This is a genomic window from Paenibacillus sp. FSL H7-689 (genome assembly GCF_000517905.1).
In the GTDB taxonomy this organism is placed as follows: Bacteria; Bacillota; Bacilli; order Paenibacillales; family Paenibacillaceae; genus Paenibacillus; species Paenibacillus amylolyticus.
In genome coordinates this window covers 756,993-773,169 of the sequence record NZ_ASPU01000015.1, presented here as the reverse complement: position 1 = coordinate 773,169, position 16,177 = coordinate 756,993, and the positions used below count along the sequence as shown (strand labels likewise).

Here is a 16,177-nt window from a genome sequence, read left to right as displayed (position 1 = left end):
GAAGCAGGGAAAGACGTCCGGGCGGAAGAATATACAGGTGTGAACCTGAATATGTCTCAGCATAGGTGTATTGTCAAAAGGGGAGGATCTATATGATTAAGCCAGAACAATGTGAACGTCTGACCAGAAAAGCCCGTAAAACACTTGAGGAATATGGTTTGGGAGTTGCTGCCGATCTGCTGTTGTCCTCAAGCCGCTGGGGAATTCGCCTCGATGTATCCACACTGGACGAATATCGCAGAACAGGAAACTCACGTGTGGGTGGACATCCGGATTTGCCAAGTCGCATGGAATGGCCCGTAACACAAGAAGGAGTTCCAATGACTTTCCTGGCCCAACTGAACCTGGTGGATTTGTCGCCGTATACGCCGAATGATGGGCGCGGGACTTTGCCTGAACGTGGAATGTTATACTTTTTCATTGGCACGGATGAATCTGCTTGTCCCATTGAACATCGTGTGATTTTTGAGCCGAGTTCTCATAACCTGATAAGGCGAGAGCCTGAAGGTGATACCGCGCTGGATGGAGCCCCGTTTGTTGCACATTCGGTGACCGTGCTGCCTAATCTTGAGTTTCCTACATATGCATACATTGACGCCAATGCGCTGAATGAGCTCTCGCCGCTTCGGCTTGAGACCGATGAGACCGAATCGGAAGTAAGTCTGTATGACCGCTACCTTGAATTCGAGTCGAGCTGGAATCATCCAAGTACGCTGAATTGGGGTGGGATGTTTGGATACCCTGACGGGCAGCATCCGGATGCCGAGCATCGTGCCTTGTTACAGATCGCACTGGGAGAAAAGTACGATTATAATGAGCAGGAGTGTGAGAAGAAGCTGACCAAACATTACGGCGGTGATGAGGATCGGACACGGCAGGAACTATCCGATACGCTGCTACTGTTGAAGATAGATACGCATGATGCTATTGGTTTCCAATGGTGGGATTGCGGGGAGCTGCAATTTTTCATTCGCAAGTCTGACTTGGAGGCTGGACGATTCGAGCAAACGTATTGTTCGTTATACTCAAGTTGAGCAAAGATTTGAAAACAAATAGGCAACAAAATGTCCTGAATCCCGTCTATATGAAGGAGGAAGGACTTTTTTTGTTCGTAGATTGTTATATAAATTGAACTAAAGCTTTCTTGCAGAAAGCTTTTAGCTCCGCTTCTTCAGGTCCTTTCTGTCTTCTCCGTTTTGTGTAAATGTTTTGTTCAATTTATATAGATTTGGGGTATATATTAAGGAGGGGTATCTTGGTTGAAAACCGATCATATGTTCTGTATAATGGGATAAAAAGGAAGTGTAACTGTTGATTCAATCTGCGTTTAAACATATTGACGTGGCTGTAACATCTTTAATCGATATATGTGATCAGCTGTCGGAAGAAGACTTGGCTTTGACTCCAATTGAAGGTAAACGACCTGTTGGAGAATTACTAGCCCATCTGTCTGTGATCTGCCGAGCGGATGTTTATATTTCCGAAGGTGCATCGGAGGAAGAGATGGCTCAATTCTATGCAGAGAATCAGGTGCTTTCGCTCGGTGAGATCAAGCAGGCTCTGATTGATAACCAGATGTATCTATACCAACGGTACAGGCAGTTTAACACGGAAGAGTTATTACATGTGACGGATTCGTACTGGGGAGCTTCCTATAGTCGGCTGGAGTGGCTGCTTGAGATTATGGGACATGTGTATCATCACAGGGGACAATTGTATACGATGCTGACCCTGACGGGCAAAGAACCCGAATCAGTACTTTTTAAATAGAAACGGATAGAATACATATAAGCATGTTATAGGAAATATCATGGGTTAAAGTGGGAATAGACCGACGATACTACACGCCATACGTGAAATAACGGAGGATTCGGGACGTGGAACAACACGATACATGGAATGCATCGATGGACAATACGTTGATTGACAGGTTAAAACAGATTCCTGAACTTGGTCAGGCCACGCGGATTGAACCTGTTATGAAGGGTTATTCAGCAGATACTAAATTCAAAATGTTTATCCCTGGTCAAGGCCATGTGCTGGTGAGGGTGTATGATATTGCTGAGGAATGGATGAAGCAAAGGGAATATCAATATTTGCAGAGCATGCAACAATTAGGTGTACTGTGTCCAGCAACGTTGGGCACAGGTAGATTGGATGAGAAGAACGGATATATGATTCTTAGCTACATTGAAGGCGAAGATGCTTCCGAGAGACTGCCTCAGCTGAATGAACAGCAGCAGTGGGCGGTTGGTTTGGAAGCAGGAGCGCAGCTACAGCTGATTCACCAGTTGCCGATGGAGGGACAGATCGAATCATGGTACATACGCAAGAGCACCAAGCATCAACGTTACGTGGAGCGCTATAAACAGTGCCCTATCGTGATGAAAGAGGATCATGTTATTCTAACGTTTATTGCAGACCATCTCGGTTGGATGAAAAATCGTCCAGATGGATTTCAGCATGATGACTTTCACCCGAGCAATCTTGTCGTTAAGCAGGATAAACTCGTAGGAGTGATTGATTTTAATCGTTATGATCAAGGTGATCCCATTCATGAATTTTTGAAGCTGGGTTTGTTTGCTTCGGAGATCAGTATTCCATATTCCATAGGTCAAATTCAGGGCTATTTCGATGGCAATGAACCGGATGAGTTATTCTGGAGATTGTATTCACTGTATACGGCTATGGCGCTGGTGTCTTCTGTAGTGTGGATTCAGCAGGTGAAGCCTGAAGAGACGCTTGAGATGATGGCCAAGATCGAGCGTGTCCGTGAAGATCACGATGATTTTCGCAGTTTCATCCCTCGGTGGTATACTTTGAACAGGTAAGGAATTATGGAAGGGAAAGGAATAATGCCGTGGCACAGCCAGCAACCATTCTGCTTGTGGATGATGAGCAGGAGATTATTAAACTGATGGAAATTTATTTTGGCAACGAGGGTTATCGGATTCTCACCGCGAATGATGGGCTTGAAGCACTGGAACAATTGAAAAAAGAGTCGATCGATCTCATTATTCTGGATGTCATGATGCCAAATATGGACGGAATCGAAGCTTGTATGAAAATTCGGGAAGAGCAGAAAATGCCGATTATTATGCTGTCCGCCAAAAGTATGGATATGGATAAAATCACAGGGCTAAGCATCGGTGCCGATGATTATGTGACCAAGCCGTTTAACCCGCTTGAACTTGTCGCACGGGCGAAATCCCAGCTGCGCAGGTATCATACCTTCAATGAAGGTCGGGAGAACAAAGAGCACGAGTGGGTTATTGATGATCTGGTCATAAATACCGATACACATGAAGTTTGGGTGGATGAGCAGCCGGTTCGTCTGACTCCGCGTGAATTTGCTGTTCTTGAATTACTGGCTCGTCACCAAGGTTCAGTACTTAGTATGGAACAGATCTATCGTCAAGTCTGGAAAGAAGAATTCATGGAGTCGAATAATACAGTCATGGTACATATTCGCAAGATTCGTGAGAAGATTGAACTCGACAGCAAACACCCCAAGTTTATTCAGACCGTATGGGGTGTTGGTTATAAGATGATCAAACCGCAATAAACATGTACATTCACAGGATGTCGTGTAACATGAACACATTCAGGGAGTTCCTACTATGAATTCAAAGTTGATTAATACAGTCCGATGGAAATTTATCTATGCATTTCTGCTGAGCGGTATATTAACTGCAGTTATTTTGTACGGGGGTAGTAAGGTGGGGCAGACCATCCTGGAAGCTCAGACGTATCCGGATTATTCCATTCCAGCCCAAGGGATCAGGTGGTTGGTGAATAATATCGGTTCGGTGCCTTTGATGATTGTGGTAGGCGTGCTTGGTTTTGTGCTGTTTTTTTTCCTGCTCTCACGCAAGGTGATGCGGGTCCTGGATGAAATTACGGCGGGGATTCAGGAGGTTGCCAAAGGAGAGTTATCCCATCGCATCGAAGTGAAGACCTCTGATGAATTCGGAGTGGTCGCTGCAAGCATTAATCAGATGGCTGAACAATTGCAGTTATCGCTTCAGGAAGAGCGTAATGCAGTTGCTGCCAAAAACGATCTGATTACGGGGATATCACATGATCTGAGAACACCACTCACTTCTATTCTGGGATTTCTGGAGTACATCGAGAAGGATCGCTACCAAGATGAGATTGAGATGCGCTATTACGTTAGCATTGCCTATGAGAAATCCTTGACCCTTCGCAAGTTAATTGATGACTTGTTCGAATATACGCGCGTGAGTGGCGGGAGCCTTCCGTTATCTCTGCAAGCGTTGAACCTGAATTCGTTTCTGATGCAGCTGGCTGAAGAGTTTGCTCCCATGCTGGAGGATGCTGGCATGACCTACAAGATCATCGGCGGGCAAGACCCACTATGGATACAAGCTGCTCCGGGGGAGCTTGTAAGAGCATATGAGAATCTGTTCAGCAATGCCATTCGGTATGGTTCGCAAGGTAAACGAATGGAGATTGGGCTGGCCCTTGAAGGTAAAGAGGCTGTAGTCCGCATCAGTAATTATGGTGATCCGATTCCGGCACAAGATCTGCCACATCTATTTGATCGATTCTATCGGGTAGATAAATCCCGTTCCCGCGATACGGGAGGTACCGGTCTCGGCCTGGCGATTGCCAAATCGATGATTGAATTACATCGAGGAAGTATCGTTGCTTACAGTGAAAATGGCAGAACGGATTTTGTTACCCGTTTCCCTGTAACCGCTGCTTCACCAAGTAATTACTCAGAGGAATAAAAATTAAGAATTTGGTAAGAAGTTAGCCACTATCTCATTAAGAAATATTCGGTATTCTACCTCTATTACCATATTATTGTATAGAGGAGGATACCGAATATGAAGTCTCAATTTAGTACAGTAAGACTAAGATACATATACATTGGAGGAGCAAGCGCGTTACTGAGCGCAGCGCTCCTTTTTGTCGTTTATCACGTGCTACGGTTTGCCCACAATCACATCCTTCCAGATGCAGCATGGATAACGCGTATGATGAACTGGGGAATCAATCATATCGGAACAAAGCCGCTCTTTATCTTCATTGGAGGAGCCATGTTTGCGATCTTTTTCTGGATTCGATCCCAGAAGATTGCGGAAGATCTCAGTCAACTTGCACGCGGAACAGCCGAACTTGCATTGGGCCACAATCCTGGAAGAATTGATGTTCTAAGTGGTGGTGAACTACGACAAATTGCTGCCAATCTGAATGTAATTACGTTTCTCCTGCATGAGGAAGGGCTGAGCAGATCAGAACCGAAACATGAGAGAAGAGAGGTAGAGGGAGCGTTTATTCAGCATGAGCAACCCGGCCTTCAGCAACATAATGAAGAAGACAAGGAGAACACTCAAACTATTTCTACACAGGTTGACCTACCGATAAAACTTACTCTCTACGGTATTCAATCTTCTCTGGATGAGATTATCCAAGGGCGGTGTCAGGACGAGATGGAAGTTCAGCATTGGGTCAAGTTGGCGTATGAACAGACATTGCTGCTTCATCATGCTCTGGAGATTACACAACGAGATAGACAGGAACACGAAGTTTCAATTGAACGGGTACACAAGGAGCCTGAATGTTGAAACACGTGAGCAAGCGATGGATGTATTACGTTTTTGATGCCGCAGTGGTTGTAGTTTTGATATTGACCCTTTTCTATCTCTATCTGATTACTTATGGCGAAGGAATGCTTCGCAATCGTCCAGAGGCCATGCAGGTGGCCTCTTCAACCATTATTACGAATGCAGAGGGGACCGAAATTTCGAGGTTGCATACGCAGACCAAAGGGTATTCCGAATATGCTGAACTGAACGCTATGCCAGATTTATTAAAGATGGCTTTTTTGGCTACAGAAGATCGACGTTTCTACAACCATGATGGACTAGATTTCATCGGACTTGGCAGAGCCATTATGCAAGACATCTTACATATGAATCTGAGTCAGGGAGGAAGCTCCATTACGCAACAACTGGCAAGAAATCTGTATTTGAATGGGGATAAAACGTTGAGTCGAAAGGTGAATGAGATATCGATTGCGATGGCCCTGGAGAAGAAGTATAGCAAGGATGAAATTCTGGAAATGTATCTGAATCAGATCTACATGGGAAGCCAGCAGTATGGTGTAAAAGCGGCAGCCTGGCGGTATTTCGGAATTAAGGATATGCACCAATTGAAACTATGGCAGATTGCTACATTAGCTGGAATGCCCAAAGGTCCATCCATATACAATCCAGTAGATCATCCTGAACTTTCCAAACAAAGACGTGCCGTTATCCTTGGACTAATGCATGAACAGGGACTAATTACACGAAAGCAGATGCTCCAAGCCCGTGACGTCGATTTCACGCCGCCTGAAACCGTATTGAATGCAACAACTTCACCGGGCTTGAGCGAGCCCGCATATGTGTCTGCCGTGGATGCTGTGATTCAGGAGGCTTCTCGGCTCACAGGTAAAAGTGAAGCAGAGATTCAATCGGCAGGTTGGGTTATTCAAACTGGGCTAGACGAACAGGCACAACTGGCGATGGAAGAAACATTTGCAGACGCTACCCGATTCCCCGATGATTGCCAAGACGAGCAGGTCCAGGCAAGTATGGTTATTATCGACCAGCACAACGGTGAAGTGAAAGCGATGATGGGTGGACGTAATCCTTTAAAAGGGGGCATCAACTGGGCGATTATGGATGCAAGGCAGCCAGGTTCATCTTTTAAACCGATTATTGCATATGGCCCTGCGTTGGAGTCGGGGAAGTTCAAGCCAGAGAGTATACTACCGGATAAACGCATGCAATATGGCAACTATCAACCTTCCAATCTGGGTGGGCGTTACAGCGGTTCAATACCGATGTCCCAAGCCCTGCAAAAGTCCATCAATGCCCCAGCCGTATGGCTGCTTCATGAGACAGGACTGAACGATGCACATCAATTTGCGGCAAGACTCGGTATTGAACTGGGGAAAGAGGATAGGAATCTCTCGATTGCTCTGGGCGGTGTGCATCAGGGGGTGTCGCCAATGAAGATGGCGCAGGCCTATACGGTGTTTGCGAATAATGGCAAGTTGAATACAGCCCATCTGATACGCGAGATTACAGATTCCCGTGGACGGACAATATTTGCTCATAAGTCGGAAAATAAGCAGGTAATCTCCTCGAGTACGGCGAATGCCATGACCAGAATGCTGCAAAATGTAGTCAGTCAGGGAACAGGAAGCCGTGCACAGTTAGGTCAGCACAAGGTAGCAGGGAAAACGGGAACAACACAGGCTGCATTACCTGGTGCGGGAAGAGAGGCTAATCGGGATCTGTGGTTTGTGGGCTATACGAGTAACTGGACTGCGGCGGTCTGGATGGGATTTGATCATACGGATGAAGATCATTATATGAGGTCAGGAAGTGGTGTTGCAGCGGAGTTGTTCGCAACAGTGATGAGACGTGCTACCCAATAGAATGCAAGAGAGAGAGACCATAGTTCATACGGTTCTTTCCTTCTCTTGGATAACACAGAAAATAGCTTCTAATGTATAATATGTGTCTTTCTATCGTAAAAGGAGGCTGAAATGAACTATAAATATAGGAACTCGGAATTGGATACAAGCTCGCTGCAGCCTAAAAGTGGTATCAGACCGGAACGTCCTGGCATCTCCGGATTAGGCGGATGGCTTATTTTAATACAGATTGGGCTTTGGGTCGCACTGGTGCTTCTCATCGCGGATATGTCGCAGGTAAATGTCATTATGGATCCGGTAAGGTGGGAGGGTGTCCGTGGTGTCGATCCGGAACTTTATACTGAAGGGATACGCCCGCTCCTTTGGTTCGGGGTCATAAGCAGCGTCATGTTACTAATGCTCGTTATCGTGAATCTCGTACTGCTGTATAAGAAAAAGAAACAGTTTCCACGCATGATGATTATTCTGTACATTGCAAATGTATTCATTGGAGTCATGACATGGATTATGATCGCACGAATTGAGATTCCGAGAGAGCAACATGTGCTCGATCCAACATCAGCATTTAATTTGACGATACGATCCATTCTGACGTGCTGTATCTTCATTCCATATTTCCTGAGGTCGGTACGTGTGAAGAATACGTTTGTGAAGTAGATAGACTTCTTTGATTGTCTCACTGCACTATAGTGCTCTATAGGATAGTGATACGTAAGGCCCGTAGATATACAAGATTTTATCCTGTATGCTAACGGGCCTTAAGTGTGCTGATATGTGAAAAGAATAATCATTTCGATGATGATTTTGCCCGAAGTGAGGCGGGAATTCGGCGTATCATCTGGTTTAATACCTCGGATAACACAAGGCCTACGGCAATGGCGCCGGATAACATGAGTGCCTTGGCGGCCATCTCCATAGCGGCACTGTAGTCATTTTGCACAAAACTTCGCATCGCATTATACGCCAGTCCACCAGGAACGAGAGGGATGATGCCTGCGACGCTAAAGATGATGACGGGTGCGCGAAACATGCGAGAGAATACCTGGCTGATGACACCTACGGCTATGGTCGCTGCAAGTGTAGCAGGAACCGCATCCGCTGCATATTCAAGCACGATATAGATAATCCAGCCGATCATCCCGACAAATCCACCATGGAGCAGCATGCGCCGGGGTGCGTTGAAGATGATTCCAAACGCGGCTGAAGCGACAAAACTGGTTAAGGCTTGTTCAATAAAATGGAGCATATCCTGCATTCCTCCGTCTTACATAAAAAGTGAAAATACAACTGCAATACCGGTACCTATGGCAAAGGCAGTCAGAAATGCCTCGGCTCCCTTGGATAATCCGGATACGAGATGTCCGGCCATCAGGTCGCGTACAGCATTGGTAATCAGCAGCCCCGGAACCAGCGGCATAACCGAACCAATAATGATTTTGTCCCGTTCATGACCCACTCCCATATAGATCAGAAGAAAAGCGAGTAAGCCAATAACAAAGGATGCCGTAAGCTCAGCAAAAAATTTGACCCGTACCAACCGGTGAAAGGCAATAACGGCTGCATAACCTATGCCCCCACAGATCAGCGCCGGAAGAAAGTCGCTCCAACCTCCGCCAAACATAATGGTAAAACAACCACTGGATAACGCCGCGGCCGTAAGCTGCACAGCCGTTGAATAGGAGGAGGGCTTGCCTTCGATCTGTACCAATAGATCATGGGCTTCCTGAGCAGATAGCTCACCTTGTCCGATGCGGCGGGAGACCGCATTCACCTCGGACACCTTGTCCAGATCCGTCGTACGCTCGGAGATGCGAATCAGCTTGGCAGGTTCGGTTGCATCAACAGAGAAGAAGATGCCTGTCGGAACAACGTAACTGTGCGAATGGGGTAAACCCAGCGCCGCGGCCATACGTTTCATCGTATCTTCCACACGGTAGGTTTCACCACCGCTTTGCAGCATGATTTTGCCTGCGAGCAGACAGATGGCAATCACGCGGGATTGTTCAGTAGGGTTGCTGCCAATCATACCTGTCTCGACTTGTGATACGGGTGATGAATCATGACGTATGTATTCCAACCGGATCAAGCTCCGTTTCATATGAGATATGGGGTGGTGCGACACCATTGTATCATACTTCACACGCTCGCAAGGAATCATACCGCACCATAGCCGAGACCATAAAAAAGCTTCGTTCCCAAGACTTGAAGATCTCAGGAGCGAAGCTTCTTGGAACAGGATTGGATATAGAAGTACAATGCCACTACATCAACAGTGTGATAACCAACAGTTCATACAGCACAAGCGGCAAAATTGTTGGTCCAAACAAGGCGCGAGGTTCAGGGTATCCATGCATTGGGGTGACCTGGAGATACAAAATTCCCCGGTCTGCACTGATGATGACACCTTCCCACACTTGCCCATCGATATTCTGGACTTGTACCTTCTTGCCTATATGCTGCCGAGCTGTATGATGAAGCATATTCCGCACACTTTGCACGGATTGAAGCATCGGTTGATTGGCTTGATACACGACACGCGTGGATGGCGTGGATGTGGATTCAGACATGATGCACAACCCTTCCCTCAAAATAAGTTCTTACTTCAAGGTATGCATCTGCCTATAAAAGGTGATTACACAAACGCCATCTCAAGGCACCCGCGTCCATTTTCATAAGCAACTTTGCCTAATGCTCCATTCACAAAGGTGAGCTGGGGCGGAACATGGCCGAGATCCACATCGTACAGTACAGGGACATCCAGATCCCCAAGTGCAGAGGATAGGGCATCGGTAAAATTGAAATCGGCTGTATCGGAATAACCCGCAGGTCGGCCGAACATGAAGCCTTTCACACCTGCAAACCAGCCAGCCTGTCTCATCTGCCACAGATGACGGTAGATATCCCCCGCATTCATCTCACAGCTTTCCAGATACCAGATCGTTCCTTCATCTGCACAGTACTGATCCAGATACGATTGGACGGGTGCATACGGGGTGCCGATCAGACTAGTGATCGTATCCATACAGCCACCGATCAGCCGACCGGAGAACGACACAGCGGTATCTGCATCTTCCGAGTGGCCGAGCTGTTTCCAGCGCGAAGGTGTATCCAGGTTAAAACCAGGAGATTCCGGTTTCCATGCCGATTGATAATGTGTGGAAGACGATTGTGTGATCTGTCCGCCATCTTTGGTCTGTAACACATCAATCCAGCGCGCAGTCACGGGATCAATGGCGTTTGATCTTAGATCAACATAGTTGGTGCCATGTGCTGATGCTGTTCCGGTGATCAGGGTATAGGCGAACAGGAACGTACTGATATCCGAGTATCCCATGACCCATTTGGGCGGTAATGATTTCAAAGCTTCCCAATCCAGCAGGGGGAGGATATCCATCAGAAACTCCCCGCCCCATGGAGGGATAATGGCTTGAATATTTGGATTGCGGAAAAATTCATTCATCTCTTCGGCCCGTTCCTCTTTGGAGGCACTCACACATTTGATGTTGTGGCGGAGCGATGGGCTTTCCAGCACGTCAAAACCAAGGCGCTCCATATTGCGTTTGCTCTCCTCAAGATAATGGTGCAGGGATTCGCCAACACCGCTGGAGGGTGCTGCCACACCGATGGTATTTCCCGGAGCGAGTGGCTGCGGATAACGGATGGAACGTTGATTCATATCTAAACACACCTTCCCTATGAACATCATTGCTCGTAATAATGAATGTTTCCATTATATAGAATATTTGCGATAATCACAGCCTACTGGTAGAAAATTAAGGATTCACAGGAATATCCAACGAGAATGGGGACTTCACTTTCATTGGATAGGTGGAAATGTGCATTTGGATTTTCCCCTGCATCTTGGCTCCATTTTCGACAGTAGAGGAAACGATCGTATGATTGTCATCCGTTCCCTCTCCACTACTCCAACTGGAGCCAGGAACTTCATATGATTTCCCTGCACTGTCTGTAACATTATTGAAAGCCAGAACGTACCCGCCGTTCATACTACCAGCAACAGAAAAGTCGATAATTAGATTTTTACCTTCAACCTTGCTGCCAAGCATCTTCAATCCAGGTGGTCCACCTGTAATCCGGTGTGACTTCAGATCAAGGGTAAGATCCAACTCATCTTTATCCAATCCGGAGAAGCCAGATCCCTGTAACGTCAGCTTTTTCGGTATGGAGAAGTACATGCTTTCGAAGTAAATGGAACGTTCATCCTCACCGGTTGAGGTATCTGTTCTCCACGCGCGGCCTTGCTCATCAACCAGTTGAAGATCGCTGAGGCCAAATACCTTCTTGGTATTTTTAGGATCAAAATTTACATCAAGCACAAGACGTGTTGGATACATAGTAGCCTGATTCACATCAATACGCTGTCCATCCACTGTTAACGTCTGATTCACACGAATGACCTTTTTCATGCCTTTGGTAAGATTCTTGTCTACCGGGAACGTTATTTTCCACTTTTCTGCACGCGTTGTATCTCTGGCCTTAAACACGACGCTCAGCTCTTCAGGAGGAGAGGTTCCATCCGTGAAGATCACGTCTATCATATTCTCATTCACATTCTCGTCTGGTGAAGGTGTTGGATAAGCGTGAGTAAACGCAACTGGAAGATCTTTACCGTTCTCATCGAGCAGATCAATATCATAGTTGAATTTCTCGGGATCTTTCATGCCTTTCATCGTGTAAAAAATAACCATACGTGACTCGTCTGTGATAATGCCATCAACGGTCAAGGAAGTACCATCATGCTCGTCGGTGACACCGATCTTCTGCAAGAGAGACTGATCGATCGCCATCATTAATCCTTTGTCCTGGCGAATCATACTCACAATGCCCTCCATTCCGGGCAATTGCTCCACAAAGGACGCAAAGGCGGGAGAGACGCGGATACAACCGGTAAACAACAGGATGAGGGCAGCTGCCGAGATGGAGCTCATATACCAGCGCAGCCGGGACTTTCGCTTACGGGCAGCCTGGCGGATTCCGGATTGCACAGCCTGATAGGCAGCATCCGGTACAGGCATGGTTTCGTACTCCGTCTTTCGAGTATTCAGACGTTCTTCCAATGTGTCGAATGAGTTTTGTTCATCCGTCATGAGGATACATCTCCCTTCGTTTCAAGTTGATCACGGAGCTGTCCGAGTGCCCGATGTAATCGGGATTTTACGGTTCCGGTCGGGATTTCGAGAATATCGGCAACTTCAGTTAAGGAGAAACCTTCGAAATAACTCAGGATAATAATCTGTTTGCAATCCCGGTCAAGGGTGGATACGGCCGTAGCAAGATCGGGGTCCGCAGGACGATCCCAACTGCTGGATTCATGAATCTCGGTGACGGGACTGAACCGACTTTTTCGTTTGCGTTCGTCCGCACAGTAGTTGAGCAGAATGCGGATGAGCCAAGTGCCAAAGTAGGAGGGCTCTTTTAATTTTTTGAGTTTATGGAAGGCCCTAAACGTTGATTCCTGAATCGCTTCGAGCGCATCACCTTCGTTATGCAGGTAGGCATAGGCGATACGGTACAGTTGGCTCTGATGTAATTCCATTAAGGCTGCAAAAGCCTCGGCATCCCCTTTTTGTGCGGCGATGGTGAGCTGAGAAGGGGTCACATGGCTCCTCCTTTCCTGGATATGTTGAGTATTAGACCGCGTAAGGCTCCAAACGGTTCTTATTTTCTTAAAAAATATAATGTATCGGGATTTCTATAGAAGTTGAACGAAGTATTTACATGAGAACGTTGAGGACAGAAATAACCTGAAGAAGCGGAGCTAAAAGCTTTCTGAAAGAAAGCTCCTTCGGAAGCATACACTTCGCTTTTATCGCCAGATTTTCACCTTTGTAAAAGTGAATTAAAAAAATCTGGGGATAACAGCGATCGGAAGGTTGTTCTGTCATCGGAGTGGCAAGTGTAAATATTCTTAGCTCAACTTATATAGCCTCTCACCGATAGAGGTATGTAATCGGACAACAAATAACCGTCAGATCTTCTCTTTCTACTCCAAAAAGAGTCCTGACGGTTATTCGCGTATTACTCACGTTATCTAATCATTATTGCTGATGCGCTGTAACGGCTGCTCGCAGACATGAAGCTGTAGACGTGTTACCACTTTCAAGTGAAATCTCTAGTGCGGTCTGGCCTGCTGAGTTTAGCACGTTTGGATCAGCTCCATGCTGAAGTAACATCTCGATAAGTTCGATCTGATCCGTATGAAATGCTGCCGAGTGCAATGCATATTGTCCATCGCTGTCCAGAATACTTGTGGATGCCCCATATTCGAGTAAAAGTTGGATAACTTCTGACGAACGTTCTCCGGCAAGTGCGGCATGCAGTGCAGTATTGGAAGGGATAAAGGAAATCTTGGAATGAGAAAGGGCGTTAACATCCGCTCCATGCTCCAGAAGAAGACGAACTACTTCTACTTGTCCATAATGAGAGGCATATCCCAGCGGAGTTAACCCATCCTGATTTTCAGTATTGGTGAGTTCCGGGTGAGAAGTGAGCAATAATTGCAGGTTGGCCATGTCTCCAGACTGTGCAGCCTGGAATAGTTGATTAATCTGTTCTGCATGATTCATAAAGGAATACCTCCATCTGATGAGATAATGTAATTATAGATGTTCCTCTTCAGAGGTGCTTCTTCATAATCACCTTTTTGCCCGCAGCTGGGAAGGAGAGCTATGGAAGCGTCTAGTGAATAATGAACTGAACGAACCGAGGCTCTCGAAGCCCACATCATAACAGATATTGGTGACAGACCTGTCCGAATCTAGCAAAAGCCCCTTCGCAGCCAATAGTCTACATTCAGTCAGATAACGATGGGGTGAAGTACCAAACAACTTTTTATAACTGCGTAGAAAATGATTCACGGATAGTTGTGCAGCCGATGCTGTCTGTTCTAGCGTTAACGGCTGATCATAGTAGGCGGAGATATACTCATGCCCGATATACACTCTTCGGTACAACTCTTCTCGGGTTGAACGTCTGATCATATCCAGTTCGTTGATCTCTTGCTGAACGTTACGGTGTAGATCCAGCATGTGAACAGCAAGCTGATGAAGCTGCTCCGCTATTGCCCAGGAATCCAGTGTGTCTGGACTGTACAAATTCCGCAAATGATTCAGGGCTGCCCCAAGCCGATTATCCATGGCATATGTACGTTCTACCCACTCCATCTTGCTTGAGGATGAATAACTATACGGCTCATCAAGTAGCCGAATATCACTGGTAATTAGATTCCGGCCAATCTCTTCGACATAACCGGGAGGGAAGAAGATACAGAAGGATTCAACGGGAGTAGATGAATCAATGTGAAGACTATATTCCTGGCCCTCATTCAGAAGCAGATAGTTCTCATTATTGACTGCGTAGTGACCGTGTCCCGCTTCATATAGCGTTTTTCCGTTACGGAATGTTTTCAGTGATAACGAGCCGCTGCCTTTCCAATCGAATTCGGAACTCGATTCATGCAGAATGAAGGGTGCAGGTCGAGGAAGAGGAATCTCCAACACTTGCAAGCACCTCCAAGCTTAATTCTGGTTATATAACTTCTTCACAGCTTCCAGCCCAGGTACCGCAAAGCAGGCGAGTGGAGAGGGCAGATCATTCAATGGGAACCAGCCGATCTCACCAATGGCTCCGCCTTCTTCCAGATTACGAGCATGACCGCCAATCACCTTGGTGGAATAGAGCACGGATATCCAATGTTCCTTCTGTTGTGGCTGGATCGTCTCCGCCGTGCAGAGCAGACTGTCAATGGCGATATCCAGATTCACTTCCTCCTTGATTTCACGGATGACGGCAGTCTCCAGTGATTCGTAGGGATCGACTTTCCCGCCGGGAATACTCCAGGTGTGCTGCTCGGGCTGGCGATTCCGCCAGGCGAGAAGCACTTCGCCCCGTTCATTGAGGATGACCGCACCTACGCCGATGCGAGGTGAAATTTCAGATTCACCTTTTGGAACAGAACTTAATTCCGACATTGACAGCGCAGCTTGTTCGTTCCCATTACGTTGTGAAAAACCACCCGCGTCCATTTCCCCAGATTGAGGAGTGTGAGTAGACTGGAATGACAAGGGAAGCCCAGACTGCGCCGACCATTCTTCGGCAAGGATACTCATCGAGATCAGGTCATAATGCATGCCATCCCGCAAAACTGCAGAACGCTGGCGACCCTCTTCCCGGAATCCGGCTTTTAGGTACGCACGTCTCGCGGCTTCATTGTATTCAATGACTTCCAGCGCAATCCGGTTCAGGTTCAATTCGTGGAAGCCATATCGAAGAATCAGAGCCAGAGCGTCGCTTCCGTAGCCTTTACCTCGATCATTTTCTTCGCCGATACCAATGGCCAGACGAGCCGACCGATTGTTCCATTCAATTCGGTAGAGGGCTGTGAATCCAATGAATCGGTTACCCTCCAGTGTACGTAATGCAAATTCAAATCCGTTGTCTCGGCGGACAGACGAAGAACCCGTTTCATCCGGCGTTAACGGGATCGCGATATCGGTATCCATGTTGCGCAAATATTCATAATCATCTGTGAAGCGGGAGAGACGCATGCAATCTTCCGGGCATGGGGCCGCTAATCTGACTTTGGAACCTTGAAAACCATTTAAATGACGTGGAGACATGTTGCACCTCTTTTGTTCGATATGAAATCAATCGTTTCTCCCCATTATACTACGAACAGGAGAGGATACCGAAAAATGGCAC

The 16,177-nt window shown here is 46.8% G+C and carries 17 protein-coding genes and 1 pseudogene; 8 read left to right on the top strand and 10 right to left on the bottom strand.

Annotation, left to right across the window (positions count from 1 at the left end; genetic code table 11):
- The first annotated feature begins 92 nt into the window (after positions 1–92).
- The 8 genes from C170_RS14565 to C170_RS14530 all read left to right on the top strand — a co-directional run bounded on the left by C170_RS14565 (position 93) and on the right by C170_RS14530 (position 8,113).
- Entirely contained in the window at positions 93–1,034 is a 942-nt protein-coding gene (locus C170_RS14565; protein WP_036610690.1) for a YwqG family protein, read from the top strand.
- Between the two features lie 277 nt (positions 1,035–1,311).
- A complete protein-coding gene (locus tag C170_RS14560; protein ID WP_051447174.1) occupies positions 1,312–1,770 on the top strand; it encodes a DinB family protein in 459 nt (152 codons plus the stop codon).
- A 107-nt stretch (positions 1,771–1,877) separates the two neighbouring features.
- Positions 1,878–2,831 carry an aminoglycoside phosphotransferase family protein gene (locus C170_RS14555; protein WP_081745937.1) on the top strand — a complete coding sequence of 318 codons (954 nt, stop codon included), beginning with the start codon at positions 1,878–1,880 and terminating at the stop codon, positions 2,829–2,831.
- 29 nt (positions 2,832–2,860) lie between these two features.
- Positions 2,861–3,565 (top strand): response regulator transcription factor, encoded by a 705-nt coding sequence (locus tag C170_RS14550; RefSeq protein ID WP_026081203.1) that lies wholly within the window; start codon positions 2,861–2,863, stop codon positions 3,563–3,565.
- Positions 3,566–3,620: 55 nt separating this feature from the next.
- Positions 3,621–4,754, top strand: coding sequence for a sensor histidine kinase (locus C170_RS14545; RefSeq protein ID WP_036610685.1), 1,134 nt, complete (start codon positions 3,621–3,623; stop codon positions 4,752–4,754).
- 99 nt (positions 4,755–4,853) lie between these two features.
- A complete protein-coding gene (locus C170_RS14540; protein WP_036610683.1) occupies positions 4,854–5,594 on the top strand; it encodes a hypothetical protein in 741 nt (246 codons plus the stop codon).
- Complete coding sequence (locus C170_RS14535) at positions 5,588–7,456, top strand: transglycosylase domain-containing protein (protein WP_036610681.1); 1,869 nt, start codon at positions 5,588–5,590, stop codon at positions 7,454–7,456. Before C170_RS14540 ends, C170_RS14535 begins: the two co-directional genes overlap by 7 nt.
- 111 nt (positions 7,457–7,567) lie before the next feature.
- Positions 7,568–8,113, top strand: coding sequence for a DUF2569 domain-containing protein (locus tag C170_RS14530; RefSeq protein ID WP_036610678.1), 546 nt, complete (start codon positions 7,568–7,570; stop codon positions 8,111–8,113).
- Between the two features lie 130 nt (positions 8,114–8,243).
- Here C170_RS14530 and C170_RS14525 read toward each other — a convergent pair whose 3' ends face one another.
- The 10 genes and pseudogenes from C170_RS14525 to C170_RS14480 form a co-directional block, all read right to left on the bottom strand.
- The gene (locus tag C170_RS14525; protein WP_036610676.1) at positions 8,244–8,702 is read right to left on the bottom strand and encodes a threonine/serine exporter family protein; all 459 of its coding nucleotides are present in this window, start codon (positions 8,700–8,702) and stop codon (positions 8,244–8,246) included.
- An 18-nt stretch (positions 8,703–8,720) separates the two neighbouring features.
- Positions 8,721–9,482, bottom strand: coding sequence for a threonine/serine exporter family protein (locus C170_RS14520; protein ID WP_036611092.1), 762 nt, complete (start codon positions 9,480–9,482; stop codon positions 8,721–8,723).
- 235 nt (positions 9,483–9,717) lie between these two features.
- Entirely contained in the window at positions 9,718–10,023 is a 306-nt protein-coding gene (locus C170_RS14515; RefSeq protein WP_036610673.1) for a hypothetical protein, read from the bottom strand.
- Between the two features lie 65 nt (positions 10,024–10,088).
- Positions 10,089–11,132, bottom strand: coding sequence for a S66 family peptidase (locus C170_RS14510; protein ID WP_036610671.1), 1,044 nt, complete (start codon positions 11,130–11,132; stop codon positions 10,089–10,091).
- 97 nt (positions 11,133–11,229) lie between these two features.
- Positions 11,230–12,564, bottom strand: a complete 1,335-nt coding sequence (locus C170_RS14505; RefSeq protein WP_036610669.1) for a DUF4179 domain-containing protein — start codon at positions 12,562–12,564, stop codon at positions 11,230–11,232.
- Entirely contained in the window at positions 12,561–13,076 is a 516-nt protein-coding gene (locus C170_RS14500; protein ID WP_036610667.1) for a sigma-70 family RNA polymerase sigma factor, read from the bottom strand. The genes C170_RS14505 and C170_RS14500 overlap by 4 nt, the downstream gene beginning before the upstream one ends.
- A 439-nt stretch (positions 13,077–13,515) precedes the next feature.
- Entirely contained in the window at positions 13,516–14,043 is a 528-nt protein-coding gene (locus C170_RS14495; protein ID WP_036610665.1) for an ankyrin repeat domain-containing protein, read from the bottom strand.
- Between the two features lie 69 nt (positions 14,044–14,112).
- Entirely contained in the window at positions 14,113–14,976 is an 864-nt protein-coding gene (locus C170_RS14490) for a helix-turn-helix domain-containing protein (protein ID WP_235200765.1), read from the bottom strand.
- Positions 14,977–14,994: 18 nt separating this feature from the next.
- A complete protein-coding gene (locus C170_RS14485; RefSeq protein WP_036611088.1) occupies positions 14,995–15,447 on the bottom strand; it encodes an NUDIX domain-containing protein in 453 nt (150 codons plus the stop codon).
- 159 nt (positions 15,448–15,606) lie between these two features.
- Positions 15,607–16,095 (bottom strand): annotated as a pseudogene (locus C170_RS14480) (GNAT family N-acetyltransferase); the annotation flags it as partial.
- Positions 16,096–16,177: the final 82 nt, after the last annotated feature.